Origin of the sequence: Micrococcus endophyticus (assembly GCF_014205115.1) — a bacterium.
GTDB classification, from domain to species: domain Bacteria; phylum Actinomycetota; class Actinomycetes; order Actinomycetales; family Micrococcaceae; genus Micrococcus; species Micrococcus endophyticus.
Genome location: NZ_JACHMW010000001.1, coordinates 2,159,124 through 2,186,075, shown reverse-complemented (window position 1 = coordinate 2,186,075; position 26,952 = coordinate 2,159,124). Strand labels below are relative to the sequence as shown.

20 protein-coding genes and 1 pseudogene are annotated in these 26,952 nt (G+C 72.9%); 8 read left to right on the top strand and 13 right to left on the bottom strand.

Going from position 1 to position 26,952, the window contains the following annotated elements:
* Positions 1–419: 419 nt before the first annotated feature.
* The gene (locus tag HDA33_RS09985) at positions 420–1,979 is read right to left on the bottom strand and encodes a M18 family aminopeptidase (protein WP_184172924.1); all 1,560 of its coding nucleotides are present in this window, start codon (positions 1,977–1,979) and stop codon (positions 420–422) included.
* A gap of 95 nt (positions 1,980–2,074) precedes the next feature.
* On the opposite strand from HDA33_RS09985, the gene HDA33_RS12770 reads away from it, so the two are divergent.
* The gene (locus tag HDA33_RS12770; protein WP_246417218.1) at positions 2,075–2,452 is read left to right on the top strand and encodes a hypothetical protein; all 378 of its coding nucleotides are present in this window, start codon (positions 2,075–2,077) and stop codon (positions 2,450–2,452) included.
* Here the strand turns inward: HDA33_RS12770 and HDA33_RS09975 are convergent.
* The gene (locus tag HDA33_RS09975) at positions 2,443–3,966 is read right to left on the bottom strand and encodes a glycosyltransferase family 87 protein (protein ID WP_184172922.1); all 1,524 of its coding nucleotides are present in this window, start codon (positions 3,964–3,966) and stop codon (positions 2,443–2,445) included. The genes HDA33_RS12770 and HDA33_RS09975 overlap by 10 nt on opposite strands.
* A 173-nt stretch (positions 3,967–4,139) precedes the next feature.
* On the opposite strand from HDA33_RS09975, the gene HDA33_RS09970 reads away from it, so the two are divergent.
* Entirely contained in the window at positions 4,140–5,225 is a 1,086-nt protein-coding gene (locus HDA33_RS09970; protein ID WP_184172920.1) for an inositol-3-phosphate synthase, read from the top strand.
* 107 nt (positions 5,226–5,332) lie between these two features.
* Here HDA33_RS09970 and HDA33_RS12570 read toward each other — a convergent pair whose 3' ends face one another.
* From HDA33_RS12570 to HDA33_RS09950, 3 genes and pseudogenes are all read right to left on the bottom strand, one after another.
* Positions 5,333–7,471: an acyltransferase family protein gene (locus HDA33_RS12570; RefSeq protein WP_221432994.1), complete on the bottom strand. Its 2,139-nt coding sequence runs from the start codon at positions 7,469–7,471 to the stop codon at positions 5,333–5,335.
* Positions 7,472–7,620: 149 nt separating this feature from the next.
* Positions 7,621–7,917, bottom strand: a pseudogene (locus HDA33_RS09955) (DUF7218 family protein); the annotation flags it as partial.
* 52 nt (positions 7,918–7,969) lie between these two features.
* Positions 7,970–9,421, bottom strand: a complete 1,452-nt coding sequence (locus HDA33_RS09950; RefSeq protein WP_184172916.1) for a CCA tRNA nucleotidyltransferase — start codon at positions 9,419–9,421, stop codon at positions 7,970–7,972.
* Between the two features lie 66 nt (positions 9,422–9,487).
* Here HDA33_RS09950 and HDA33_RS09945 point away from each other — a divergent pair, with 66 nt between their 5' ends.
* The 5 genes from HDA33_RS09945 to trxA all read left to right on the top strand — a co-directional run bounded on the left by HDA33_RS09945 (position 9,488) and on the right by trxA (position 16,183).
* A complete protein-coding gene (locus HDA33_RS09945; RefSeq protein WP_184172914.1) occupies positions 9,488–10,096 on the top strand; it encodes an NUDIX hydrolase in 609 nt (202 codons plus the stop codon).
* Between the two features lie 47 nt (positions 10,097–10,143).
* A complete protein-coding gene (gene murJ, locus HDA33_RS09940; protein ID WP_184172912.1) occupies positions 10,144–11,997 on the top strand; it encodes a murein biosynthesis integral membrane protein MurJ in 1,854 nt (617 codons plus the stop codon).
* 68 nt (positions 11,998–12,065) lie between these two features.
* Complete coding sequence (locus tag HDA33_RS09935; RefSeq protein WP_184172910.1) at positions 12,066–14,615, top strand: hypothetical protein; 2,550 nt, start codon at positions 12,066–12,068, stop codon at positions 14,613–14,615.
* 145 nt (positions 14,616–14,760) lie between these two features.
* A complete protein-coding gene (trxB, locus tag HDA33_RS09930; protein WP_184172908.1) occupies positions 14,761–15,762 on the top strand; it encodes a thioredoxin-disulfide reductase in 1,002 nt (333 codons plus the stop codon).
* A 97-nt stretch (positions 15,763–15,859) separates the two neighbouring features.
* A complete protein-coding gene (gene trxA / locus HDA33_RS09925) occupies positions 15,860–16,183 on the top strand; it encodes a thioredoxin (RefSeq protein ID WP_017489444.1) in 324 nt (107 codons plus the stop codon).
* Positions 16,184–16,262: 79 nt separating this feature from the next.
* Here trxA and HDA33_RS09920 read toward each other — a convergent pair whose 3' ends face one another.
* The 8 genes from HDA33_RS09920 to rpmH form a co-directional block, all read right to left on the bottom strand.
* Positions 16,263–17,690: a ParB/RepB/Spo0J family partition protein gene (locus tag HDA33_RS09920; protein ID WP_184172906.1), complete on the bottom strand. Its 1,428-nt coding sequence runs from the start codon at positions 17,688–17,690 to the stop codon at positions 16,263–16,265.
* 2,758 nt (positions 17,691–20,448) lie between these two features.
* The gene (locus HDA33_RS09915; RefSeq protein WP_246416932.1) at positions 20,449–21,393 is read right to left on the bottom strand and encodes a ParA family protein; all 945 of its coding nucleotides are present in this window, start codon (positions 21,391–21,393) and stop codon (positions 20,449–20,451) included.
* Between the two features lie 76 nt (positions 21,394–21,469).
* On the bottom strand, positions 21,470–22,195 hold the full coding sequence (gene rsmG / locus HDA33_RS09910) for a 16S rRNA (guanine(527)-N(7))-methyltransferase RsmG (RefSeq protein WP_158493160.1): 726 nt from the start codon (positions 22,193–22,195) through the stop codon (positions 21,470–21,472).
* Positions 22,188–22,832, bottom strand: a complete 645-nt coding sequence (locus HDA33_RS09905; RefSeq protein ID WP_017489449.1) for a Jag family protein — start codon at positions 22,830–22,832, stop codon at positions 22,188–22,190. Before HDA33_RS09905 ends, rsmG begins: the two co-directional genes overlap by 8 nt.
* Positions 22,833–22,834: 2 nt before the next feature.
* Positions 22,835–23,836 (bottom strand): membrane protein insertase YidC, encoded by a 1,002-nt coding sequence (gene yidC, locus HDA33_RS09900; RefSeq protein WP_184172904.1) that lies wholly within the window; start codon positions 23,834–23,836, stop codon positions 22,835–22,837.
* 5 nt (positions 23,837–23,841) lie between these two features.
* On the bottom strand, positions 23,842–24,210 hold the full coding sequence (gene yidD, locus HDA33_RS09895; RefSeq protein WP_017489451.1) for a membrane protein insertion efficiency factor YidD: 369 nt from the start codon (positions 24,208–24,210) through the stop codon (positions 23,842–23,844).
* A complete protein-coding gene (gene rnpA, locus HDA33_RS09890; RefSeq protein ID WP_184172902.1) occupies positions 24,211–24,612 on the bottom strand; it encodes a ribonuclease P protein component in 402 nt (133 codons plus the stop codon).
* Positions 24,613–24,640: 28 nt separating this feature from the next.
* A complete protein-coding gene (gene rpmH, locus HDA33_RS09885; protein ID WP_017489453.1) occupies positions 24,641–24,778 on the bottom strand; it encodes a 50S ribosomal protein L34 in 138 nt (45 codons plus the stop codon).
* 340 nt (positions 24,779–25,118) lie between these two features.
* On the opposite strand from rpmH, the gene dnaA reads away from it, so the two are divergent.
* Complete coding sequence (gene dnaA / locus HDA33_RS09880; RefSeq protein ID WP_184172900.1) at positions 25,119–26,669, top strand: chromosomal replication initiator protein DnaA; 1,551 nt, start codon at positions 25,119–25,121, stop codon at positions 26,667–26,669.
* Positions 26,670–26,952: the final 283 nt, after the last annotated feature.

The following is a 26,952-nucleotide window of genomic DNA, read 5'->3' as shown; positions in this document are numbered from 1 at the left end:
GGAGCCCGCGACTGACGGCGACGAGGTCGTGCCGTCGGGCCCGGCTGGTCGCCAGTCCGGCCGCGACGGCGCGGGCGACGGGGAAGACGGACTCGGATACGGCGTCGAGGGGATCGCTCACCCTGGCAGTGGACCGCGTGCCGCGCCGTCGTGGACGAGGGGCGCCGGACGGTGGGGACGAGCGGGCCCTTCCCGAGCGCTGTGCAGGAGCGCCGCCGGTGCCGGACGCCGGCCGCTCATCCCACCGCCGGTGCGACGCACCCTGCCTCCGTGCAGCTGGGGGCACTACTGCCAGGTAGCAGCGGAAGTACTCGGCAGTAGTGCGCCCGGCCCGCGCGGTGCCGGCCCGCGCGGTGCCGGCCCGCGCGGTCTCGGCTCAGCGGGGCGCCCGCGACTGACGCCAGCGCCCCTGCCACCCTTCACACGCCGCGGAAGAACTCCCGCACGGCCGCGGTGAGGTGCTCGAGGTCCCGTACGCCGCACATCTCGCGGGCGGAGTGCATGGACAGCAGGCCCAGGCCCACGTCCACCGTGCGGATGCCCAGGCGGGTCGCGGAGATCGGGCCGATGGTGGAGCCGCAGGGCATGTCGTTGTTGCTCACGAACTCCTGGAACGGCACCCCGGCCACCCCGCACCAGCGGGCGAACGCGGCCTCGCCCCCGGCGTCGGTGGCGTAGCGCTGGTTGGCGTTGATCTTCAGCAGCGGGCCGTGGTTCACGCGCGGGTGGTTCACCGGGTCGTGCCGCTCCGCGTAGTTCGGGTGCACCAGGTGTCCCGCGTCCGCGGACAGCAGCCAGGACCCCGCGATCGCCCGCGCCCGGCCCTGCCCGGCCACGCCGAGCGACTCGAGCACGCGCCCCATGACCTCCTCGAGCAGCGGCCCGGCCGCCCCGGACCGCGACGCCGACCCGAGCTCCTCGTGGTCGAACGCGGCGAGCACGGGGATCACCGGCGCGCCGGCGGCCTCCCCCGCCACGCCCTCGGCCACGGTGCCGGCGTACGCGATCGCCCCGGAGGCGCCGCCGTTCGCCCGGGCCAGCTCCTCGAGGGCCACGAGCCCGGCGTGCACGGAGCTGAGGTTGTCCAGGCGGCCGGAGGCGAAGAACTCGCCGGCCAGGCCGAACAGGCCGGGCGCCTGGGCGTCGGCCACCATGACGTCGTGCCCGCGCACGGCGGCCGGGTCGACGCCGGCCGCGGCGGCCAGGGCGGCCAGCACGTCGCCCGGGGCGCGCGCCTCCAGGCCCGCCCCCGCACCGGCACGGGACTCGGCGTCGGCGCCGGCGGCCTGCTCGAGCGGCGCGCTGCGCCCGTCCACGCCCTCGGACACGTCCGCCACGGCCTCGCCGGCGCCCTCGCCGCGCGGCGCGAGCGCGCCCACCACGGGGTTCGTGTGGCGCTGGCGCTGCAGCTTCAGGCCGTCGTTGACCTCGCGGTCCAGGTGGATGGCCAGCTGCGGGATGCGCCCCACGGGGCCGGTGGCGGCGAGCACCTGCGTGCCGTCGTCGAGGGCGAGGCGGCCTGCGAACCGCAGCTCGCGGTCCAGCCAGGAGTTCAGCAGCGGCCCGCCGTACACCTCGACGCCGGCCTGCACCCAGCCGTCCGCGGTGACGGTGGCGGGGTTCGGCTTGAGCTTGAAGCCCGGGGAGTCGGTGTGGGCGCCGAGCACGCGGAACACCGGCACCGCGGCGCCGGCACCGGAGCCGCCGGCCGCCCCGGCACCATCCGACCCGTCCGAGCCCGCGCCCGTCGGCACGACCCAGGCGAGGGCCGCGCCGTCGCGCACCACCACGTAGCCGCCGGGGGCGGCGGGGAAGTCGGCGGCCTCGTCGAGGCGGGTGAACCCGACGGCCACCAGGCGCCGGGCGACCTCCTCGGCGGCGTGGTAGCTGGAGGGCGAGGCGGTCACGAAGGCGGCCAGGTCCTGCAGGTGCGCGGACATCTCGGGGGCGGGTGCGGTGTCACGGGTCACAGCGGTCATGCCCCGACCGTATCGCGCCGGGCTAGCCTGGCCGGGGAGCGTCCCCCGCCGCCCCGCCAGTCCCGTCAGCGCAGGAGGAGCCCGCCGTGGAGATCATGATCGTCGTGGCCGTGGGGGTGTTCCTCATGGTGGCGTGGACCGTGGGCGGCTGGGTGATCGTCCGCATGGGCTTCACGCGGGACTCGGACGCCGCCTCCCGCGCCCTCCCCCACGACGACGACGGCGCGCACCCGGCGCACCACGGCCCGGCCCCGGTGGACCCGGCTTCAGACCCGAACGCGAACTGGCGCGAGCAGATGAAGGCCGCCACGGCCGCCTCCGGGGCGGCGTGCACGTGCCCGCGCACCTCGGCGGGCGCCGACGCCCCCTCCCCCGAGGCACACGACCCGCGGGCCGCCGTCGTATCCGCCGCCGGGCCATCCACCTTCAGCCCGTCCCCCGACTGCCCGATCCACCGCTGGGACTACGCCTGAGCGGACCGGTACGCCCCCGCGAGGGGGTCCCCGCCGGGCAGGTCCAGGTGGTCCCGCCGCACGAGGTCGTCCTCGGGGTGGAGCATCTCCCACACCACGCGCCCGCAGAGCCACAGGACGGCGAGCATGTGGGCGAGGATCGCGGCCACGTACACGGAGTCGTCCATGGAGTGCTGCGGCATGGAGCCCGAGGCCCCCTTGGCCAGGTACATCCACACGGCGAAGAAGTGCAGCGCCTCCACCGTCTGCCAGGCCCAGAAGTCCCGCCAGCGCGGCAGCGCCAGCGCGACGAGCGGGATCAGCCAGATCACGAACTGCGGCGAGTACACCTTGTTGGTGAGCACGAACGCCGCGACCACCAGGAACGTCAGCTGCGCGAGCCGGGGGGTGTGCCGCACCCGCACGCCGAGCACGAAGATCCCCAGGCAGCACACAGCGAAGGCGCCGTAGGCCAGCAGGGTCAGTGAGTCCTCCGGCACGAACGCCCACCCGGCCTGCGCGGCGGTCACGTCCCACGCGTGCCACACGCTGGACAGGCCCGGCCCGCGCTCGCCGGAGAAGGTGAAGAACACGGACCACGCCTCGAAGTTCGCCACCATGAGCGGCACGTTCACCGCCGCCCACGCCGCCACGGCGCCGCCGGCGGCCAGCAGGAACGGCCGCCACCGCCGCGAGCGCACGGCCAGGATCAGCAGCGGCCCGAGGATCAGGAGCGGGTAGATCTTCATGGCCGCCCCGAGCCCGATGAGCACGCCCGCGGCCAGGGGCCGCTCGCGCGCCCACGCGTACATGCCCAGCGCGAGCAGGGCCACGGCCCACAGGTCCCAGTTGATGGTGCCCGCGAGGATGACCCCGGGGGCCACGGCCACCATGAGCCCGTCGCTCCAGCGGCGCCCGGCCATCCGCACAGTGAGCACCGCGACGGCGGCCCACAGCCCCACCACGAACAGCAGGTTCACGAGCCAGAACACGAGCGTGCCGTGCTCCGCGCCGAACGGCAGCCACTGGGTGAGCTGCGCCCCCACGGATCCCACGAGGGACATCAGCACCGGGTACTCGAAGGTGGAGCCGGCCTGGAACGGGGCCCACGGGTCCGCCGCGAACCCGCGCCCGCCGTACAGCGCCGCCCAGTCCGAGTAGCAGCCGGCGTAGTAGACGTTCGGTGCGCCCCAGCCGTGGAGCAGGCACGGGGCCTTCTGCAGCACGGTGACGACGGCGGCCAGGGCCACCAGCACCCCGGCCAGGGCCGCGGGGCTCGCCCAGGAGCCCGTGCCGCCGCGCCCGCCGAGCGTGAACCGGTTGGCGGCGAGGCCGCCGGGCAGCTGGAAGCGCCCCCCGCGGTCGCCCGGGGCCGGCACCGGCGCGGGGACCGCGGCGGGGCCCCGGGAGGGGGGTGCGCTCACAGCGGAACCGCCGGCCTCGGCCCGGCCGTCCGGCCCGGCCCACGAGGGCCCGTCCACGGCGTGGGTGGGCGGCTCACTGGGGGTCGCGGCGTGCGCGGGGGCCGGTCTCATGCCCCCATCCTAGGAAGCGGGCCGGACGCCGTTGCGGACCGGGCCGACGTCGTCGGACGTAGACTGGCGGGGTTGATCCCCGGGTGAGCGCTCCGCCGAACAGGCGTAAGCCCCCTCGCGCGCCTGCAGGCGCGCCTGCACCCGACCCGGAAGTCCGAGGAGAGAACCAGACCGTGGCCACCACCCCCATCCGCGTCGCCATCGCCGGCGTGGGCAACTGCGCAACGTCCCTGATCCAGGGCGTGGAGTACTACCGCGACGCGAAGGCGACCGACACCGTCCCGGGCCTGATGCACGTGCAGTTCGGCGACTACCACGTGTCCGACCTGCAGTTCGTGGCCGCGTTCGACGTGGATTCCAAGAAGGTCGGCCTGGACCTGTCCGAGGCGATCCTCGCCTCCGAGAACAACACCATCAAGCTCGCCGACGTCCCGCACGCGGACGTCACCGTGCAGCGCGGCCCCACCCTGGACGGCCTCGGCAAGTACTACGCCGAGACCATCGAGGAGTCCGACGCCGAGCCCGTGGACGTGGCCCAGGCCCTGCGCGACGCCCAGGTGGACGTGCTGGTCTGCTACCTGCCCGTGGGCTCCCAGCTGGCCACCGAGCACTACGCGCAGGCCGCGATCGACGCCGGCGTCGCCTTCGTCAACGCCCTGCCCGTGTTCATCGCCGGCACCCCCGAGTGGGCGGACAAGTTCACCGCCGCCGGCGTGCCGATCGTGGGCGACGACATCAAGTCCCAGATCGGCGCCACCATCACCCACCGCGTGATGGCCAAGCTGTTCGAGGACCGCGGCGTCACCCTGGACCGCACCTACCAGCTCAACGTGGGCGGCAACATGGACTTCAAGAACATGCTCGAGCGCGAGCGCCTGGAGTCCAAGAAGATCTCCAAGACGCAGGCCGTCACCTCCAACACCTCCGCCAAGCTGGGCGAGAAGGACGTGCACATCGGCCCGTCGGACTACGTGGCCTGGCTGGACGACCGCAAGTGGGCGTTCGTGCGCCTCGAGGGCCGCAACTTCGGCGACGCCCCCGTGTCCCTCGAGTACAAGCTCGAGGTGTGGGACTCACCCAACTCGGCCGGCGTGATCATCGACGCCGTCCGCGCGGCCAAGATCGCCCTGGACCGCGGCACCGGCGGCCCGATCCTCTCGGCCTCCTCCTACTTCATGAAGTCCCCGCCCGTGCAGCACAACGACGACGAGGCGCGCGAGCTGGTCGAGGCCTTCATCCGCGGCGACATCGAGCGCTGACCCGCCCGGTCCCGCCCGGACCGTGCACGACGCCGGCCCGTCACCTCCCCCGTGGAGGTGACGGGCCGGCGTCGTCGTGGGGGCGCGTGCCGCCCCGGCCACCGCGCTCAGCGCCGCGCGCCGAGCCGGTCCTCGATGGTGAGCCGGACGAGCTGGGCGTACATGGCCTGGCCGTCGGCGCGGGGGTGCACGCCGTCGGCGGAGAAGTCCGTGACGTGCTGCTTCGCCACGGCGTCCCAGTCCGCCAGGACGATCCGGTCCGGGTGGGCCGTGGCCTGCGCCTCCATCTGCCTCTGCACGTCCGCGATCCAGTCCATCGGGCCGTGCGGCACCACGAGCACGAGCAGCCGGTCCTCGCCGACGGCCGCCAGGATCTTCTCCCAGTCGCCCCGGTGGGTGGTGCCGTTGGCGCCCAGGGCCACCACGACGACGTCGCTCAGCTGGCCGTCCGCCTTGAGCTTCTCGATCTCGTCCGCGGCGTCCCAGATCTGGTAGCCCACCTCGGCCTCGAGCAGCATCCCCGGCAGCTCCTCCATGAGCGTGGGCGCAGCCGAGAGCGAGACGGAGTCGCCGATCAGGGTGACGTCCGGGCCGAGCTCGGACGGCGGCAGGGCCGCGGTGAGCTGCTCCTTGGAGTACGTGGGGCGCGCGACGGCCGGGTCGCCGAGCCCGAGCCCGGACGGCTCGGCGGACGATCCGGGCGAGGGCGTCGCGCCGGCGGAGCCCTCCGCGTCCCCGGGGGCGGCCGAGCCGGGCGACCCCGAGGCCGACGCCTCGGCCCGCTTCGACTGCTCCGCCGCGCGGGACTCGCGGGCCGCCTGCTGCGCCGCCTGGGCGGCCTTGAGGGACTCCTCCGCCTGGGCGATGTCCTGCTCGAGCTGGGTCTGCGCGGGCGAATGCACCACGGCGGCCACGGCCGCCGTGGGGACGGCCACGAGCCCCAGCGCCGCGGCGGCGGCCGCGAGCCGGCCGATCGGCCCGGCCCCGCCCGTGAACGCCCGCCGCGCGGCCGCGCCCCAGCGACCGAAGGCGCCCGTGAACCCCTCGTGGAGGATGGGCTCCTCGATCAGCCGGGTGCTCAGGTCGGCGATCAGGGCGGTCAGCAGCAGGATCGCGCCGGCGGCCACGGGCTCGACCCACCCGGGGGCGTCCACGGGCACCATCACGCGCATGATCACGAGCAGCGGCCAGTGCCACAAGTACGCGGCGTAGGAGCGGCGCCCCCACCAGCGCAGGAACCCGTTGCCCAGGGCGCGCGAGAGCGAGTCGCGCCGGTCACCCTGCACCACGTGCCAGACGATGAACGCGACGACGGCGGACAGGCCCGCCAGCACCCCTCGGTACGTGCTCGCATGGCCGCCGTCGACCAGGGCGAAGCCCGCCGCGAGCACCGCGACGGCGCCCCACGCGACGGCCACCCGCGTGGCCGAGGTCCGCGGCGCCGGGCCGCCGTGCTCGGGCCGGGGAACATGGGCCAGGCCGATCGCCACGCACGCGCCGAACAGCAGGCCGAAGGCGTGGGTGTCCGTGCCGAAGTAGAGGCGGGCCTGCTCGAACCCGTGCCACGAGCCCCAGGCCATCCACGCCGCGGAGGCCACGGCCACGACCGCGACCACCAGGATGCGACGTCGGTCCGCCACCCGCCCCGAGTTCACCGTGCTGCGCGGCGGCCAGGTGAGCAGGAGCAGCCCCCAGATCAGCAGGGGCCAGAGGATGTAGAACTGCTCCTCGATCGCCAGGGACCACAGGTGCTCGAACAGGGGCGGCGAGGCGCGGTTGAAGTAGTCCCCGCCCTGCAGGATCATCACCCAGTTGCTGGTGTAGGTCAGGGCGCCGAACCATTGGCGGCCCAGGCCCGCGGGGAACTCGTCCACCGCCAGCCACGCGAGCGCGGTGGTGCCCACGAGCGCCATCAGCATGGCCGGGACGAGTCGCCGGATGCGCTTCATCCAGAAGGTGCCCAGCGCCACGCCCCGGCCCGCGTCCACACCGCGGACCAGGCCGGTGGTGATGAGGAAGCCGGAGAGCACGAAGAACATGTCCACGCCCACGAACCCGCCGCGCAGGAAGGTGGGCCAGGCGTGGAAGACGAGCACGGCGAGCACCGCGATCCCCCGCAGCCCGTCGAGGGCGGTCACCCGGCCGGGGCCGCGGCTGACCCGCGTGCCGGCCTTGACGGCGGGCACGCCGTCCTCGGGCGACAGGGCATGGCGGGGCACGGACGCGGTGCGCTGGACGGAACTCACAGCGGTCGATCATCCCATCCGGACCTGGATGGGCCAAAGCCTCCGGCTGTCCCCGCCCGCCCCACCGCGTTGAGGGCGGTTTCCGGCGGTACTCCACTCCCAAAGCACCGGATTCCGCCCCCGGAAGCGGGGGGGGCGGGCGCCGGTCGGTGGTTCCGCAGCGCTTCGATGAGCTCGTCCTTGTCCATCGTGGAGCGGCCCTCGATGTCGAGCTCGCGGGCCCGCTTCGCGAGCTCGTCCTTGGTCCAGTCCGCGTAGGAGCCGGCCTCGCCGCCGCGCTCGGCGACCTCGTCCCGGCCGTCCCGGGCGGACGCGTTGGCGATCCGCGCGGCCTTCTCCTCGCTCGCGCCCTCGCGGCGCAGCGCCTCGTAGACCTCGGGGTCCTTGATGCTGGAGGTGCCGGGGCCCATGGGGGCGCCGTTCTTCTCGGTCTTCTTCTCAGCCATGCGGCCAGTGTGGTCCCGGCCCGACGACGGGTGGAAGGCCCGCCGCGCCGCCTCAGTCCTGCTGGGCCTCCGGCTGCTCGGCCCACCAGCGGCGCAGCTCGGCCTCGGCCTCGGCCGGCTCGTGCGGGCCCTCGTCCAGGCGCCACTCGAGCAGGTGCCGGTACGCCCGGCCCACCACGGGACCGGGGCGGATGCCCAGGAGCGCCATGATCTGCTCGCCGTCGAGGTCCGGGCGGACGGCGGCGAGCTCCTCCTGCTCGGCGATCTCGGCGATGCGCCGCTCGAGGTCGTCGTAGGCGTGGGCCAGCCGCTCGGCCTTCCGCTTGTTCCGGGTCGTCACGTCCGATCGGGTCAGGGCGTGCAGGCGGGGCAGCAGGTCGCCGGCGTCGTGGGCGTACCGGCGGACGGCGGAGTCGGTCCAGCCGGCGTCGCCGTAGCCGTAGAACCGCATGTGCAGCTCCACCAGGCGGGCCACCGCCTTGATCGTGTCGTTGTCGAACTTCAGGGCGCGCAGCCGCTTGCGGACGAGCTTGGCGCCCACGGTCTCGTGGTGCCGGAAGGTGACGGCCCCGCCCTTCTCGAAGCGGCGCGTGGCCGGCTTGCCGACGTCGTGCAGCAGCGCCGCCAGGCGCAGCACGGGGTCGGGGGTCGACGGCGCGTACTCGCCCTCCAGCTCCATGGCCTGCTCCAGCACGGTCAGGGAGTGGGCGTAGACGTCCTTGTGGCGGTGGTGCTCGTCCGACTCGAGCTGCAGGGCAGGCAGCTCGGGCAGGACGTGGTCGGCCAGGCCGGTGCGCACCAGCAGGTCGAGTCCGGCGCGCGGGTGCGCCCCGCACACGAGCTTGACGAGCTCCTCGCGCACGCGCTCGGCGGAGATGATGCCGATGCGCTCGGCCATGGCCGTCATGGCGGCCTCCACCTCGTCCGCCACGGTGAACCCGAGCTGGGAGGCGAAGCGGGCCGCGCGCAGCATGCGCAGCGGGTCGTCCGAGAAGGAGTCCTCCGGGGCGCCCGGGGTGCGCAGCACGCCCGCGGCCAGGTCCCGCACCCCGCCGTAGGGGTCCACGAGCTCGAGGCCGGGCAGGCGCAGCGCCATGGCGTTGACCGTGAAGTCGCGGCGCAGCAGGTCCTCCTCGAGGCTGTCCCCGAAGGCCACCTGCGGCTTGCGGCTGGCGGGGTCGTACTGCTCGGCCCGATAGGTGGTGACCTCGAGCTGCCAGCCGGCCTTGCGGAAGCCGATGGTGCCGAAGCGACGCCCCACGTCCCACGTGGCGTCCGCCCAGCCGGCGCCGACGGCCTCGGCCGCGTCCGGGCCGGCGTCCGTGGTGAAGTCCAGGTCCCCGGAGACGCGCCCCAGGAAGAGGTCCCGCACCGGCCCGCCCACGAGGGACAGCTCGTGGCCGGCCGCCTCGAACCTCCGTCCCAGCTCCACGACGACGGCGGGCAGGGCGGCGTCCGCGGGGAAGCCGGCGGGCAGCGCGAGGGTGGCGGTGGTCAGATCCATGATGGGTACAAGCGTGCCAGACCCGCCCCGGCCCCGAGCCCACGGCACCGCGTTAGAGTGGAGGGCATGGCCAGCCCCGATCCCTCCGCGCACCGGGGCGCCCCTCTGCCCTCCGCGCTGGGGGCCTGGCACCGCCGTCCCCAGCCGCCGGCGCGCCCCGAGCCCGCGCCCGCGCCGGGCCCGCGTCCGGCCGCCTCGGGCCTGCCCACCGTGGAGGAGGTCTCGGCCGGCGGCGTCGTCGTCCGGGAGCACGACGGCGGCCTTGAGGTCGCGATCATCGCCCGGTACAACCGCGGCGGACGTCTGGAGTGGTGCCTGCCCAAGGGCCACCCCGAGGGCGTGGAGGACCACCGGCAGGCGGCCGTGCGCGAGGTGGAGGAGGAGACCGGGATCGCCGGGGACATCCTCGAGCCCCTCGGCGCCATCGACTACTGGTTCACCGTCTCCCGCCACCGCGTCCACAAGACCGTGCACCACTTCCTGCTGCGCGCCACGGGCGGCGAGCTGACCACGGAGAACGACCCGGACCACGAGGCCGTGGACGTCGCGTGGGTGCGCCTCGAGGACGTGGCCCGCCGCCTCTCCTTCGCGAACGAGCGCCGGATCGTGGACCTGGCCCGCCAGGTCGTCGACCGGCACTTCCCCCCGGGCCCCGCCCGGGGCCCCCGCCCCTGATCCTCCGCCCCGCACGCGGGGCTCGTCCGACCACGATTGGGTGACCCTTGAGCAGCAGCCCCTCCCCGCGCCCCGCGCAGGACCCCGCCCGCGCCGGCGTCGCCGACGAGGAGCCCACCACCGCCGATCCCGCCCCGGCCACGGACCCGGAGGCCCCGGCCCGCGAGGACCGCCCGGACGAGACCCCCGAGGGCGAACGCCGGGCCGGCCGGTCCACGGCCATCATGGCCTCCGGCACCCTGATCTCCCGCGTGCTGGGCCTGGTACGCGCCATGCTGGTGACGGTGGCCATCGGCCTGTCCACGGATATGGCGGACATCTTCGAGATCGCCAACTCGCTGCCGAACGTGATCTACCTGCTGCTCGTGGGCGGCGTGTTCAACGTGGTGCTCGTGCCCCAGCTGATCAAGCACGCCCGGGACGCGGACCGCGGCGCGGACTACACGTCCCGGCTCATGACGCTGGGCACGCTGGTGATGCTCGGCGGCACGCTCGTGGTGATGGCCGTCGCCGCCCCGCTCATGACGGCGCTGACCCGCGGCTGGTCCCCGGAGAAGCTCGAGATGGCCACGGTGTTCGCGCTGTGGTGCCTGCCGCAGGTGTTCTTCTACGGCATGTACGCGCTCGTGGGCCAGGTGCTCAACGCCAACGGCCGGTTCGGCGCCTACATGTGGGCGCCGGTGCTGAACAACGTGGTGGCGATCGCCGCGATCGGCCTGTACCTGGCCATGTTCGGCGCCTACCGGGCGGGCGAGGACGTGGCCGGCTGGACGAGCACCCAGACCCTGGTCCTGGCCGGCGGGCACACCCTGGGCGTGATCCTGCAGGCCGTCATCCTCTTCCTGCCGCTGCGCGGCCTGGGACTGGGGCTGCGCCCCCGGTTCGGGTGGAAGGGCATCGGCCTGCGGGAGACCGGCCGGATCGCCGGCTACACGCTGGTCACCATGATGGTGACGAACGTGGTGCTGCTGCTGTGTCAGCGGTACGTCACCTCCGCCACCGAGGCCCGCGACCGCGGCGAGCTGCGCATCCCCGGCACCGAGGCGTGGAGCACGGAGATGGCCCAGGCGGCCATCCCCGGCGTGGCCGCCTACAACATGGCCATGCTGATCGCGGTGCTGCCGCACTCCGTGTTCGTGCTCTCCCTGGCCACGGTGCTGTTCAACCGGCTGGCCCGCGCCATGACCCGCCAGGACATGCCCGCGGTGCGCCGCACCACGGCCCAGGGCCTGCGCGCCTTCACGGTGCCGCTGATGTTCTCCCTGGCCGGCATCGTCGTGCTGGCCGGCCCGCTGGGCCGCGTGTTCGGCTCGACGGCGGAGACCGCCATGGTCGCGGGCATCGCGGTGGGCGCGGTGCTGCTGGCCCTGGCGCTGTCCATCCCGTTCCGCTCCGGCTCCTTCTACCTGCTGCGCGTGTTCTACGCGGCCGAGGACGCGAAGGTGCCCATGGTGGTGCAGGTCAGCGCGTCCCTGCTGATGCTGCTGCTCTCCTGGGCCGGGGCCATGCTGCTGCCCCTGTGGTCGATGGCCCTGTGGGTGGCGATCGCCTCCTCCCTCTCGTACGTGTACCAGTTCGCTCTCACCCACGTGCTCACCGTGCGCCGCTTCGGCGACTACGGGTTCGCGTCCGTGCTGCGCGCCCACGGCCAGACCGGCCTGGCCGCGCTGGCCGCGGCGGCCGCGGGCGCCGTCGTCGTGTGGCTGCTGGGCGGGTACACCGGCGGGTTCGCGTGGGAGACCATCGTCACCGCGCTGATCACGTGCGCCGTGGCGGCCGCGGTGATGGCCCCCGTGTACGTGGTGGCGCTGAAGCTGCTGCGGTTCCCGGAGCTCGACGACGCCCTGCGGCCGGTCGTCTCCCGCGTCCCCGCGCTGGGCCGCCTGCTCCGCGTCGGCTGACTCCCTGGCAGGGACGGTGTGTCCACGTATCATCGGAACTCCACCCCCCTTCGTCAGGAGAAGACCCCGTGCCTCAGCCCATCTCCGTCGGAGCCGTCCTGGGCGGCCGCTACCGCATCACGGAGCACGTGGTGACGTCCGCGGACCAGGACATGGTGTTCCTGGGCGCGGACCAGGTGCTCAACCGCCGCGTCACCGTGCTCGTGGCCTCCCGGGAGAACGCCACGCAGGTGGCCTCCTCCGCGCGGGAGCTGGCCACGGGCGAGCGCACGGACGACGTGCAGGTGCTCGACCTCGGCCTCTCCGAGGGCCGCACCTACCTGATCGCCGGCGGCGGCCCGGACCCGGACGTCCTGCTGGGGCTCGCGTACCCGCAGGAGGTGTACGTGGAGCCGTTCCAGACGGACACGCTCGGCTCGGAGATCTTCGGCGAGTCCCGGACCGAGGACCCGCACGCCTACGACGACGACGAGGTCTACTACACCGACCTCGACCGCCGGCTGCGCGCGGACGAGGACCAGACGAAGCGCCGCCCCGGCTTCCTGAACCGCATCTCGGAGCGCATCAGCGAGCGGGTGCGCCCCTCCGACGGCACCGCGGCCAAGGCGGCCGCCGGCGCCTCCGCCCTCGCCGCGGCCGATGCCGCCACCCGCGCCCAGCAGGAGGAGCGGGAGCGGGCCGAGCGGGAGGAGCGCGAGCGCAAGGAGCGGGAGGAGCGCGAGCGCCGCGAGGCCGAGGAGCGCGCCGAGCGGGAGCGCCTGGAGCGTGAGCGCCGTGAGGCGGAGGAGCGCGAGCGGGTCGAGCGTGAACGCCGCGAGGCCGAGGCCCGTGCCGAGCAGGAGCGCCTCGAGCGCGAACGCCGCGAGGCCGAGGAGCGCGAGCGGGCCGAGCGCGAGGAGCAGGAGCGCCGCGAGGCGGAGGAGCGTCGGGAGCGCGAGCGCCTGGAGGCCGAGGAGCAGGAACGCGCCGAGGCCGCCCGGGAGGCCGAGCAGGCCCGCCTGGCCGCCGCCCGCGAGGAGGCCGAGCGCCGCGAGCTGGAGCGCCGCCGCGCCGCCCGCGAGGAGGCGGAGCGCCGGGAGGCCGAGCGCCGCGCCGCCGAAGCCGATGAGGCTGCCGAGGCGGAGACGGCCGCCGAGGAGACCCCGTCCCTGGACGAGGACGAGCGCCGCACGGCCGCGCAGGCCGACGCCGGCACGGCCGCCCTGCCGGTGGTCGCCGCCGGCGCCGCGGCCGGGGCCGCCGCCGCAGGTGCCGCGGCGGCTGCGAAGGCCCGCAAGGCTGCGCAGGCCGAGGAGGCCGACGCCGCGGAGCCCGAGACGGCCGAGTCCCCCGAGCCCGCTGAGACCCCTCAGCCCGCGACCGCGGCGACGGAGACCGTGGCGACCGGTGCCGCAGAGACGGACGCCGCGGAGGCCCGGGCCGACGAGCCCGCCGCGGCAGAGCCGGAGTCCACGGCGACCGCCCCCGCCGAGGAAGTCGACCCGGAGCCGACCGCCCCCGCACCCGTCGTCCCGGCCTCCCCCGCGCCGGACAGCGCGCCGGACACCGAGGCGATCCCCGTGCGCCGTCAGCGGCCGGTGCCGCGCCGCGCCATGGTCGTCGAGCCGACGACCCCCGACGCCGACCGCTCCCCCGATGCTCAGCGCTCCCGCAGCGCGGGCGCGCCCCTGGCCGCCGCCGGTGCGGGCGCCGTCGCAGCGGCCGGAGCCACCGCGGCGAGCGCGGCTCCCGCCGGTGCCGCGCCGTCGGCCACGTCGGCCCCGAGCACCGCGTCCGCCGCCCCCGAGGCGACCGCCGCGGGCACGTCCCCCGCGGACGGCGACGGCGGCGCCCCCGTCGACCCGGACCAGGGCGGGTCCCGCCGCGGCGGATGGCCGCTGGCCCTGCTGCTGCTCGCCGTGCTGGTGGGCGCCCTCGTCCTCGGCGGCGTGCTGCTGGCCCAGAACCTGCGCGGCGCCCCCACCGAGCAGGCCGCCCCGCCGGCATCCCCCACCGAGACCGCCGAGGGCACGGACCCGGCATCGGCCGCCCCCACGCAATCCGACGAGGCCTCCCCCACCGATTCCTCCCCCGCCGCGAGCACCTCGGCCTCCCCCACCGAGCCCTCCCCCGCCGCGAGCGCCTCGGCCTCCCCCACGGAGTCCGAGACCGCCGCCGCGGCCCCGCAGCCGGCCCGCGCCCTGCGCATGGTCCCAGACCTGCCCGCGCACGAGTCCGAGCACGACGGCGAGCTGCCCAACCTCATCGACGGCGACCCCTCCACCGCGTGGCGCACGTTCGCCTACGCCCGCCCCAACTTCGGCGGCTACGTGGAGAGCATGAACCTCGTGGTGGAGCTCGAGGACCGCGCCGAGGTGAACGAGGTGACCCTGCAGAGCATGGGCGCCACCGGCGGCGCCTGGTTCGCCTACATCGCCGACTCCCCGGAGGGTGAGAACGCGAGGGAGATCGGCAACGGCACCTTCGACCAGGACTCCGTCACCGTCCCGGTGCCCTTCGACGGCGCGGAGGCCGAGGCGGAGTACGTGATCGTCAGCCTCACCTCTCTGCCCCGCCTCGACGGCACCACCCCCGACCTGCCCTTCGGCCTGCGCCTCGGGGAGATCGGCGTCCGCTGACCCCCGCGCACGCACGACGGCGCGCCGGACCCGCCGGCCGCCGTCGTGCCGTGCCGCCCCGTGGGCGCGCCCCACGGAATACCCGCCCGTGCCCGCGCCGTTGACCCGGACGAGCGCCCACCACCCCGATCCCCTGGAGGAACCCGTGGCCCCCACCGCCCAGGACCAGAGCGTCCACAACGTCGTGATCGTCGGCTCCGGCCCCGCCGGCTACACCGCCGCGATCTACACCGCCCGCGCGCACCTGCAGCCCGTGCTGGTGGCCGGCTCCGTGACCGCCGGCGGCGAGCTGATGAACACCACCGAGGTCGAGAACTTCCCCGGCTTCCCGGAGGGCATCCAGGGCCCGGAGCTCATGGCGAACCTCGAGGCGCAGGCCCGCCGCTTCGACACCGAGGTGCTCTACGAGGACGTGGTGAAGGCCGACCTGACGGCCTCCCCGAAGGTGCTCACCCTGGGCGACGGCACCGAGCTGCGCGCCCACGCCGTCATCCTCACCACCGGCTCCGCCTACCGGAAGCTCGGCGTGGAGGGCGAGGAGCGCCTCTCCGGCCACGGCGTCAGCTGGTGCGCCACGTGCGACGGCTTCTTCTTCCGCGAGCAGGAGATCGCCGTGGTCGGCGGCGGCGACTCCGCCATGGAGGAGGCCCTGTTCCTCACCAAGTTCGCCTCCAAGGTGACCGTCCTGGTCCGCAAGGACGAGCTGCGTGCCTCCAAGGTGATGGCCCGCCGCGCCCTGGAGAACGAGAAGATCGAGTTCCGCTGGAACACGGAGGTCGCCGAGGTCATCGGCGGGGACAAGGTCCAGACCCTGCGCCTGCGGGACACGCAGACCGGCGAGGAGTCCACCCTGGACGTCACCGGCCTGTTCGTGGCAATCGGCCAGGACCCGCGCACCGACCTGGTGCAGGGCCAGCTGGAGCTCACCGAGCACGGCACCATCCGCATCGAGCACCCCTCCTCGCGCACCTCCCTGCCGGGCGTGTTCGCGGCCGGCGACGTCACGGACCACACCTACCGCCAGGCCATCACCGCCGCCGGCTCCGGCTGCGTGGCCGCGCAGGACGTGGAGCACTACCTCGCGACCGTGGCCGACGTGGAGGAGGCCGCCCCCGCCGGGCCGGACTCCGACGCCAACCCGGCATGACCCACTTCGGCTTCGCTCCTGACACTCCGTCATGAGTGAAGTTGCTGACAAGCATGACCGCCCAGGTCAGACCCGTATTCCCACCAAGGAGGTTGCCATGAGCACCATCAACGTCACCGACGCCGACTTCGACCAGAAGGTCCTCCAGTCCGAGCTGCCCGTCCTCGTGGACTTCTGGGCCGAGTGGTGCGGTCCCTGCCGCATGCTGGGCCCGGTCCTCGACGAGATGGCCGTGGAGCACGAGGGCAAGGCCGTGATCGCCAAGCTCAACGTGGACGAGAACCCGGCCACCGCCGCCCGCTTCGGCGTCACCTCGATCCCCCTCGTGCTGGGCTTCCAGGGCGGCGAGAAGGTCGCCGAGTCCGTGGGCGCCAAGCCCAAGGCGGCCCTGGAGAAGGAGTTCTCCGCCCTCCTCGGCTGAGACCCCTCCCCACGCGAAGGCCCCGGCACCCGCTCACTGCGGAGGCCGGGGCCTTCGTCCGTCCAGGGGCGGATGGGGGTCAGGACGCGGCCCCCCGGCCGCCCTTCTCCCCCTGGATCACGTCCATGATGCGGTTCAGGTCCTCCACGGTGGTGAAGTCGATCGCGATGCGGCCCTTGCGGGCGCCCAGGGTGATCTTCACCGAGGTGTCGAGGCGGCTGGTGAGCGCGGTGGCGTAGTGGTCCAGGCGCTCGTGACGGGCGTCGTCGGCCGTGCGCCGCGGGGTGCGGCCCGGACGCAGCCCGCCCTGCAGCTGCGCGACGGCCTCCTCCGTGGCGCGCACGGACAGGCCCTCTGACTGGATCCGCTGGGCCAGGCGCTCCATGTCCGAGGGGTCGGTGAGGCCGAGCAGGGCGCGGGCGTGCCCCGCGGACAGGGTGCCGGCGGCCACGCGGCGCTGCACGAGCGGCGGCAGCTTGAGCAGGCGCAGGGTGTTGGAGATCTGCGGGCGGGAGCGGCCGATGCGCTCGGCGAGCTCCTCCTGCGTGCAGGCGAAGTCCTCCATGAGCTGCTGGTAGGCCGCCGCCTCTTCGAGGGCGTTGAGCTGGGACCGGTGCAGGTTCTCCAGCAGGGCGTCACGCAGGAGGTCCTGGTCCGGCGTCTGACGGACGATCGCGGGGATCGCGTCGAGCCCGGCCTTCTGGGTGGCGCGCCAGCGGCGCTCGCCCATGATCAGCTCGTACGGGGTGGCCCCGTCCACCTCGCGCACGACGATCGGCTGCAGGATGCCGACCTCGCGGATCGAGGTGACGAGCTCCGCCATGTGCTCCTCGTCGAACACCTCGCGGGGCTGACGGGGGTTCGGGTGGATGTCCCCGACCGGGATCTCCCGCAGCACGGCGATGTCCGTGGAGACGGTGCCCTCGGCCGCGGTGGGCGCGCCGGCGGCGGCCTCTTCCCCCGACGACGACGCCGCGGCCTCACGCTTGGTCGGCGCCTTCACCGTGGGCATGGCCGGGCGCGCCTTGGTGCCGCGGCGAGCGGCGGGCGCGTCCTCCGGATCCGGGGAGAAGAAGACGTCGACCGGCCGCTGCGCCGCCCGGGCGGGCGTCTTGCGGGCCTCGGCCGGGGCCGCCGCGGAATTCGCCTTGGTTTCCCCAGTGGAGGAGCTTGCCTTCGTGGTGGGGGCGGCCTTCTTCGCTGCCGCGGGTGCGCGTCCTGCAGACCCGGCCTTCTTGTCCGCGAGGGCCTCCTTGGCCGCCCCGCCGCTGGTCTTGGATGCGGACGCAGCACGAGGAGCAGGTGTCTTCGCTTCGGAGGTCTCCTTGGACGAGCGTCGCGCAGAGGACGTTGCCGCCTTCTTCTTCTCCGCGGGAGCCGCAGTCAGAGCGGTGGTGTCCTCGGCCGTGGCGTCGGCCTCCTGCGGGGCCTCGTCAACGGGTTCGGCGGTGCTCTGGATCAGGGCGCCGAGGCCTCGGCCCAGGCCTCCTCGACGGCTCGTCTTCAACGGGTCCTCCTGCTGTGATGGGTCTGCCTTCAGTCTAGGCCGTGGAGGGTGTCTGCGCGGCCTCGAGTTTCCTGGTTCATGGCGGTGAGACGGTGGGTTGTGTTTCACGTGAAACGGTGTTCTCCGTTCACCGTGCTGGAAGCGCCCGACAACTTCATCCCGTGAGGCAGTGAAGCCACGGGGCCGCTGCGTCTTCTCCGACCCCGACTCACGGCGATCATGTTCAGCGTCCACGCTCCCCCGTGTCCGGGCCGGTCATTGTCTGATGTTTCACGTGAAACAAAACCAGCGGACGCATTCTCCACACACCGGGACGTCGCCAGCTTTGCTTTGGATACCGACCTATATCACTAGATCCTACGCTTTTTTCCGAGATTCTCTTGCAGGGTGGATGTATTGCTGGCCGAATCGACAGCACTCCCCTCATCTGCCGTTCCGCCCCGGACCGTCGGCAGCCGGGGGACGAGAAGACCCGAACGGTGATGGCCAGGCCTGCGCATTCGAGCTGCCTGACCGGGATCAGATTTCACCTATGGCACGGTGCGACAGCACGCCAGTATCCCCGCCCTCCCCTCCGATGCGAATTGCACCCTCATGTCCCGTCGAACCGACAAGGTGGTGCCAAGTGTTAGAGCAGATGCGCGTTTCACGTGAAACATGGCCGAGGGGTGTGGCAGAGGTGCTCTCCTCGGTGATCGTGGGGGTGCTCAGAGCGAGCCAGGTTTAGCCCGGGCGGTGTATCGCCCATACAGCGGGCACTTTGGCGCGCGGCGCGTCAGGCTCTTCCGGTTCTTCCGGTTCTTCCGGTTCTTCCGGTTCTTCCGGTTCTTCCGATACACCCGGCGCGTTAGGATCAACCACAGTGGGTTCGTGAACGCCCAGTGCAGATGCACCTGTTTCACGTGAAACATCCCGGGCGGCATTCCGTTGTGTGTTGCGGCGTGCATGGACGGCTTATGCGGAAGACCCCACCCTCGGCTCCGGGCGAGATCGTACTAGCTTCGAGGTAGAGATCCTCCACGCCACGTAAAGGTACTCAGGCACCGGAACGTCCATCATCAGACGGGTTGCAAGGCCTCGACCAAGCAGGTCCGGGACATGTTTCACGTGAAACGATGCAGGGTTCCATGACGGTGGGGAGTAGTCACCAACGGTCGTGGGAGAGTTCATCGCGAGGTTCGATCGGCTGCACCGTTCCCACTGCCGGTGGGGACGTCGATGCGGAAAACCGATCCAATGGGGCCGGCTAGCCGGCCTCGCCGCACCCTTCTTCGAGGAGATGATCTACCTCATGAGAAGCTGCTATGGCCACGGTATCAACTTATACCACTTCCATGGCGCAACTCCGGGTCAATTCGAACACTCGGTGCCACGTGCGAATCCGGCGCTGGTGGGAACCTGCTGCGCGGCCACCGGACACTGAAGATGACACCAGAACCACCGCCAGCCCAGCGCGTTCCGCACCGCAGGCCGTCGTTTCACGTGAAACAGGGGTCCTCGGTCACGCCGTGTCGGCGGCTCGGAGCTCAGACGGGACGCCCGTCCGATGCCGTGCCGCGGATTGAGGGGAGGAGGCATCGGAGACCAGGAACTCGACGGCTGGCCCCACCCCCGGTACCGGACTCGCCCCGCAACGGGACGAAGGGGAGGCATGCACGCGCTGCGGGGCGGGGGCGGGGCGGGGAGGCTGACGCTGAACGACGCAGGGGCTCAGTGGACTGGCGGGTCGAGTCCCCGGGTCGCGGTCTCCGAAGCACCATGTCACTCCGTCAGCCCTTCGCTTTTCACAGACATCGACCCGGAGTCGGCCTCCACCACCGATGTTGTCCACAGACGTTGTCCACATATCAACAGCTCGACGTCACGGGGATCGGGGCTCTTCGTTCCCGAATTCCCAGTGATGCGGGTTTGTGTATACATTGAAGGGCACAGCTCGCGGACGTGGTCGGTCGCAGCCCCGTATGAGCCTCAGGACTTATCCACACCACTGCAGGCGCACTGTCCACAGACCCATACTTGCACTCTCCCGTGATTGGCTCAGGCGCGGTGGAGAGGGACCGGGCGCGGGGCCGGGGGAGTGGCGGACCGTATCTGCGCCGGCCGCCCTCGCTGCGCCGCGCACACCCGGTTCGGTCGGCGGGGAGAGTCGTGGGCACGGGAGTGGTCGAGGAGGGATCGGTCAGCGCGGCTGTCCTGCTCGTGCCCGACTCACGGGGCCCCGGACCGATGGCTGGCACGCAGCGTACGCCCGCCCTCCTCGCCCTCTTCAGGCACGGGGCGTCGCTCAGACCGCTCGGCCGCCAACCGGCGGCGTCGACGGCCCGACGGCCCGACGGCCCCACTCATGACCACTGGCCCGTGCATGCTGTCCGCGGTCATCAGGCATCGACGACGGGGCCATCCGTCGTCGGCGTCACCACCGTGTCCGCTCGCAGCCTGGACTCGCCGGACGTGGGGTCTCAGCGCCGCGTCACGTTTCACGTGAAACATGCGTATCAATACGAATCAAGGTTAATTGCTTGCTCTTCGGCATGGATGTCCACAGTAGGGCGGGTGACCGTCCTCGGTGCGTCCACAACGGCCCACACATGCCGCGCCACCGCCGGCATCCGCGCACGCCGCTCCACACCCGCACTTCCCACGCCCGCCCACAGCCACCACGCCCACGCACAGAGCCCGCCGGCGGGATCGCTCCCACCGACGGGCTCCGTCGTCGTGCTCGTGCGCAGCGGCCGCCTCAGGCGGCGTGTGCCGGTCCTCAGCCCTTCGCGGCCGGGGCGCCGCGTCCGGCGATCTCGGCGGCCGCCTCGCGGTAGGCCACCGCGCCGGCGGAGGTCGGGTCGTAGGTGAGCACCGTCTGCTGGTAGCTCGGCGCCTCGGAGATGCGCACGTTGCGGGGGATCGCGGTGCCCAGCAGCTGCTCGGGGAAGTGCGCGCGCACCTCCTCCGCCACCTGGACGGCGAGGTTGGTCCGCGCGTCGAACATGGTGAGCAGGATCGTGCTCACCTGCAGCTTGGGGTTCAGGTGCTTCTGGATCATCTGCACGTTCTTAAGCAGCTGCGAGAGGCCCTCGAGGGCGTAGTACTCGGCCTGGATGGGGATGAGCACCTCCTCGGCCGCCACGAACGCGTTCACGGTCAGCAGGCCCAGGGACGGCGGGCAGTCGATGAACACGTAGTCCAGCCGCTCCTGGCCGTTCTCCTCGCGCCAGGCGGTGTACGCCTCGAGGGCGCGGGAGAGGCGCTGCTCGCGGGCCACGAGGGAGACCAGCTCGATCTCGGCGCCGGCCAGGTCGATGGTCGCGGGCACCACCTGCAGGCCGTCCACGTCCGGGGCGTCCTGCACCACGTCGTGCATCTCCATCTCGCCCAGCAGCACGTCGTACACGGAGGCGACGTCGCCGGTGTGGGGGATGTTCAGCGCGGTGGACGCGTTGCCCTGCGGGTCGATGTCGATCACCATCACCCGCATCCCGGCCCGGGCGAGGGCCGCGGCCAGGTTGACGGTCGTCGTCGTCTTGCCGACGCCGCCCTTCTGGTTGGACGTGGTGAACACGCGGGTGCGCTCCGGACGCGCCAGGCGGCGCGCCTTGAGCCGCGAGGACTCCTCGGCCTCGCCGGCGCCCTTCTCGGCGGACCGGCCGGACCACTTCTGGCGCAGGGCCCTCCAGGCCCCGCCCCGGCTCTCCTGCTCCTGGGCCATGCGGCTGTACCTCTCTGGTCAGGGGTGTGCGGATCCCTCGCCGTCGGGCGTCGCCGACGTCCCGGTGGGGGAGGGGTCAGCGGGCGCGCGCGCTGACGCGCACGACGGTGGTGGTCTCGGGCAGCAGGCCCTCGCCCACCGTGAGGATCTCGGGCTCGTCTCCACCATACTTGCGCAGGACCTTGCGGGCGGCGGCGATCTCGTCGGCCGCCGCGCGGCCCTTGATCGCCAGCAGCCGGCCGTCGCCCTGCAGCATCGGCATGGTCAGCGGCACGAGGGTCTTCAGCGCGGACACGGCGCGGGCGGTGACGACGTCGACGTCGAGGTTCCCGGAGACCTGCTCGGCGCGGCCGCGGATCACGTCGACGTTCTCCAGCCCCAGGTCCTCGACCACCATGTCCAGCCACTCCACGCGCCGCTCGAGGGGCTCGATCAGCAGGAATCGGCAGTCCGGGCGGGCCAGGGCGAGGCAGAGGCCGGGCAGCCCGGCGCCGGAGCCGACGTCCGCCACGAGGGCGCCCTCGGGGATCAGCTCCTCGACCACGGCGCAGTTGAGCACGTGGCGCTCCCACAGGCGGGGCGCCTCGCGGGGCCCGATGAGGCCCCACTCGATGCCGGTGTCCGCCAGGTGCGCCACGTAGCGCTCGGCCCGGGGCAGGTCCTCGCCGAACAGCTCGACGGCGGCCGGTCGCAGGGCGTCGGTCAGCGGCGGCGCCGGCTGGCCCACGGGGGCGGGGCGGTCGCCGCGCTCCTTCGGGTCCAGGCCGGGCCGGCGCTCGTACGGGGAGGCCTGCTCAGGCATCCGCGGAGATCACCACGTGGCGGCGGGCGCCCTCGCCCTCCGAGGCGGAGGCGAGGCCGGCGTCGGCCACCACGTCGTGCACGATCTTGCGCTCGTACGCGCCCATGGGGGACAGGTGCACGGGGCCCTCGCCGGCGCGCACGCGCTCGACGGCGTCCTGGGCGGTCTCGCGCAGGTCGGCGTCGCGGCGCTCCCGGTGCCCGCAGATGTCCAGGATGAGGCGGGAGCGGTGCCCCGTGGCGGCCAGGACGGCCAGGCGCACGAGCTCCTGCAGGGCCTCGAGGGTCTTCCCGTCGCGGCCCACGAGGGCGTTCAGGCGCTCGTCGTGGTCCTCGGACACCACGGACACGTAGGTGCGGCCGTCGCGGACCTCGATGTCGATGTCCCCGTCCAGGTCCGCGATGTCCAGCAGCTCCTCGACGTAGTCGGCGGCGACGTCGCCCTCCTCCTCGAGGCGGCGCACGCCGTCCGAGGCGGACTCCGCGGCGGAGGACTCGGCGCCCTCGCCGGCGGCCTCGGCCGCGTGCGAGCCCGTGCGCTCCTCGGCCGCGGGGGCCTGCGGGGCGTCGGGGGCCGGGGTGGTCTCGACGACGGCGTCCTCGGCCTCGGCGGCCGGGTTCACGTTCTCGGCGGACATGCTCACTTCCTCCTGCGGTTCTTGCGCTGCGGCTGGACGCGCTGGCCCGAGTCGCGCACCGGCTCGCCGTTGAGCGTGGCGGTGCCGCCGCCGGCGGCCTGGGTGTGGGCGGAGGAGGGCTCCGCCTTGGAGTCGGTGACCTTCTGGCCGACCGGGGGCAGGCCCTTGGCGGCGCGGCGCTCGTTGAGCTCCTGCTCGGCGAGGGAGCCCGGGGTGGGGTTGTTGCGGATGATCCACCACTGCTGGCCGACGGCCCAGAAGTTGGAGTAGGTCCAGTACAGGAGCACGCCGATGGGGAAGTTGATGCCGCCGATGCCGAAGATCAGGGGCATGGCGTAGAGCATGATCTGCTGCGTCTGCATCATGGGCCCGGAGAGGGCCTGCTGCGTCATGTTCTTCGTCATGAGCATCTTCTGCATGTAGAACATCGAGCCCGACATCAGCACGATCAGCACGATCGCCGTGATGATCACGGGCGCGCTGCCCGGATCGCCGAAGGAGTTCAGGAAGGTGTCCGACATGCGGGCGCCGAAGATCGTGGAGCCCTCGAAGGAGCGGATCTGGTCCGCGGACAGGGCGTCCATGGACTCGCCGCGCTCGGACGCGCCGCGCGCGCCGATCAGCACCTGGTACAGGGCGAAGAAGAACGGCATCTGGATCAGCAGGGGCAGGCAGGCGGCGAACGGGTTCGCCTTGTGCTCCTTCATGAGCGCCTGCTGCTCCATGGCCATGGCCTGGCGGGAGAGCTGGTCCTTCTTGCCCTTGTACTTGGCCTGCAGCTTCTGCAGTTCGGGCTGGATGGCCTGCATGGCGCGCTGCGCCTTGATCTGCTTGACGAACAGCGGGATCAGCAGGGTGCGGATGAGCACCACCAGCAGGAGGATGGACAGCGCCCACGTCCAGCCGGAGTCGGCGGGCATGCCCGCGAACTCCAGCACGGTGTGGAACGCCCCGAGCAGCCAGGACATGAGCCAGCGGAACGGGGCGAGGATGGCTTCGAACATGGGGGTCAATCCTCCTGCGGGAGATCAGGTGGGATGGGAGGGTGGTTCAGGGTGAGGATCCGCGGCTGCCGGCCCGGCGGCCAGCGCCGGTGGCCGGGCGGGACCGGGTCCACGCCGCCGTCGTTCCAGGGGTGGCAGCGGCCGATGCGCCGCGCCGCGAGCCACGAGCCCTTCACCGCGCCGTGCACGTGCACGGCCTCCAGCCCGTAGGCGGAGCAGCTGGGGAAGAACCGGCAGACCTGCCCGTACAGCGGGGAGACGACCGCCCGGTAGACGGTCAGCAGCCCGGCCAGTAGGGCGGAGGGCAGCGCGCGCACCGGCCCCCACTCGCGGGAGGGCTCGAGCACGGTGAACGGCGAGGGCGTGACGGCCATCTAGGCCTCGTCCCGGGGGACGGCGGGCAGGTGCGGCCTGAGCGCCTTGGCCAGCGCGCCGACGGTCTCGCGGCGCAACAGTGCGTGGTCCGCCTCGGCCGCCGGCGGCAGCGCGCGGACCTGCACCAGCACGGGCAGCTCCCGCAGCGGGGCGGTGCGCATCTGCTCGGCGACGACGGCGCGCAGCCGGCGCTTCACCCGGTTGCGGGTGACCGCGTTGCCCACGGCCTTGGACACGACGAACCCGGCCCGCGGCCGAGGGACGCTCGGCGACGTGGACCGGGTGTGGTCGGGGTCCGTGGCGACGCTCACCACCACGGTGCGCCGGCCCGCTCGGGTGCCGGTGCGGCCGAGGTGGCGGAACTCCGCGGGGGTGCGGACGCGCCGGTCACGGGGCAGCACGGAGCGCGCCGGCCCTGAAGCGGCGTCCTCAGGCGGACAGCTCGGCGCGGCCCTTGCCGCGGCGCGCGGCCAGGATGGCGCGGCCGGCGCGGGTGCGCATGCGGGCGCGGAAGCCGTGCTTGCGGGCACGACGGCGGTTGTTGGGCTGGAACGTGCGCTTGGTCACTGTGATCACTCCACGACGTGTTGTGTGCCTTCGACCGTCGACCTGAGCAGGTGAACCAGGGGGAAGGACCGGTGAGGCTCTGACATGAAATCCCCGGCGGGCACGATGGATTGACGCCCGGGGGACCAGGCAACTCTAGTGCCGGGGGCGCGGGAGGGTCAAACGGGTGCGCGAGGACGCCCCGGAACAGCGGTCGTCCGGAGCGTCGTCCACAGGATGATAGGGGTTGTCCACCCTCTGTGCACAACCCTGTGGACAACCGTTAGACTCCCAGCACCGTCGACCGTGCCGCGCAGCCGTCCCCCACTCCGGGCCGTCTGCCCCAGGAAAGGAAGCCTCCGTGGTGGCAGACCAGGCCGTGCTCAGCTCGTGGCGCTCCGTGGTGGGCGCCCTCGAGGACGACGCGCGGGTCAGCGCCCGCCTGATGGGCTTCGTCTACCTGGCCCAGCCGCAGGGGCTGATCGGCAACACCCTCCTGCTGGCGGTGCCCAACGAGACCACCCGCGAGACCCTCCAGGGCGCGCAGGTGGCCGAGGCCCTCACGGACGCGCTGACCGCGGAGTTCCGCGAGGAGATCCTGCTGGCCATCTCCATCGACGCGAACCTGCAGCCGCCCCGCGCCCCCGAGCCCGAGGCCCGCCGCTCCGCCCTCGCCGGCGAGCCCGTCACCCCGGCCGCGCCCGCGGCCCCGGGCCCGGAGCAGTCCGCCGGCACGGGCGAGCCCTCCCGCCGCGCCGTCGCCGAGGAGCTGCCGGGCTTCCGCACCGAGCCGCCGGCCGACGTCGTGCCCCCGGAGGCCGCCGGGGCCCAGGCCGGCAAGCCGACCCCCGCGCCGCCGTCGACCTCCGCGGAGACCAGCCGCCTCAACGACCGGTACCACTTCGAGACCTTCGTGATCGGCTCGTCCAACCGCTTCGCCCACGCCGCCGCCAACGCGGTGGCCGAGGCGCCGGCGAAGGCCTACAACCCGCTGTTCATCTACGGCGAGTCCGGGCTGGGCAAGACCCACCTGCTGCACGCGATCGGCCATTACGCGCGCCGCCTCTACCCGGGCCTGCGGGTGCGCTACGTGAACTCGGAGGAGTTCACCAACGACTTCATCAACTCCATCCGCCACGACGAGGGCGCCTCGTTCAAGCAGCTCTACCGCAACGTGGACATCCTGCTGATCGACGACATCCAGTTCCTGGCGGACAAGGAGGCGACGGTCGAGGAGTTCTTCCACACCTTCAACACGCTCTACAACAACAACAAGCAGGTGGTCATCACCTCGGACCTGCCGCCCAAGCAGCTCTCCGGGTTCGAGGACCGCCTGCGCTCCCGCTTCGAGTGGGGGCTGATCACGGACATCCAGCCGCCGGACCTCGAGACCCGTATCGCGATCCTGCGCAAGAAGGCCGAGGCCGAGGGGCTCGTGGCGCCGCCGGAGGCGTTGGAGTACATCGCCTCGCGCATCTCCACGAACATCCGCGAGCTCGAGGGCGCCCTGATCCGCGTCACCGCGTTCGCCTCGCTGAACCGCCAGACCGTGGACATCGAGCTGGCCGAGCACGTGCTCAAGGACCTGATCACGGACGAGACGGCGCATGAGATCACGCCGGAGCTGATCCTCCACGCGACGGGGGAGTACTTCAACCTCACCCTCGAGGAGCTCACGAGCAAGTCCCGCACCCGCACGCTCGTGACGGCGCGGCAGATCGCCATGTACCTGCTGCGGGAGCTCACGGAGATGTCCCTGCCGAAGATCGGCCAGGTCCTGGGCGGGCGCGACCACACCACCGTGATCCACGCGGACCGCAAGATCCGCGAGCTGATGGCCGAGCGCCGGACGATCTACAACCAGGTGACCGAGCTCACCAACGAGATCAAGCGCAAGCAGCGGGGCGCCTGACCACCCCTCCGAGTCCCGGTTCGAACCTTCGACCGGGACTCGAGTGTTCCTCCACATTGTCCACCGCTGTGGACAACCCTGTGGAGAAGGCGCCCTCCTGTGGACAACGTGGCGACCTGTGGATGGCGGAATCAGGCCGCTGAGGGCGGGTCCACACCCCTGGGGACGACGGCGGCGCACACCCTGGTGAATCACAGGGATGTGATTCGGCGATCCACAGATGTCCACAGCTGTCCACAGTCGAAAACCGCATGATTCCGCGGACTTCGCGGGGTGTGGATGG

Coding starts and splice junctions, on each gene's coding strand:
- HDA33_RS09975 (WP_184172922.1), bottom strand. CDS start 3,966: ATGAGACCGGCCCCCGCGCACGCCGCGACCCCCAGTGAGCCGCCCACC.
- HDA33_RS09915 (WP_246416932.1), bottom strand. CDS start 21,393: ATGGCCCAGGAGCAGGAGAGCCGGGGCGGGGCCTGGAGGGCCCTGCGC.
- HDA33_RS09950 (WP_184172916.1), bottom strand. CDS start 9,421: ATGGATCTGACCACCGCCACCCTCGCGCTGCCCGCCGGCTTCCCCGCG.
- trxA (WP_017489444.1), top strand. CDS start 15,860: ATGAGCACCATCAACGTCACCGACGCCGACTTCGACCAGAAGGTCCTC.
- HDA33_RS09945 (WP_184172914.1), top strand. CDS start 9,488: ATGGCCAGCCCCGATCCCTCCGCGCACCGGGGCGCCCCTCTGCCCTCC.
- HDA33_RS09985 (WP_184172924.1), bottom strand. CDS start 1,979: ATGACCGCTGTGACCCGTGACACCGCACCCGCCCCCGAGATGTCCGCG.
- yidD (WP_017489451.1), bottom strand. CDS start 24,210: ATGGCCGTCACGCCCTCGCCGTTCACCGTGCTCGAGCCCTCCCGCGAG.
- rsmG (WP_158493160.1), bottom strand. CDS start 22,195: ATGCCTGAGCAGGCCTCCCCGTACGAGCGCCGGCCCGGCCTGGACCCG.
- yidC (WP_184172904.1), bottom strand. CDS start 23,836: ATGTTCGAAGCCATCCTCGCCCCGTTCCGCTGGCTCATGTCCTGGCTG.
- HDA33_RS09905 (WP_017489449.1), bottom strand. CDS start 22,832: ATGTCCGCCGAGAACGTGAACCCGGCCGCCGAGGCCGAGGACGCCGTC.
- HDA33_RS12770 (WP_246417218.1), top strand. CDS start 2,075: ATGATCGTCGTGGCCGTGGGGGTGTTCCTCATGGTGGCGTGGACCGTG.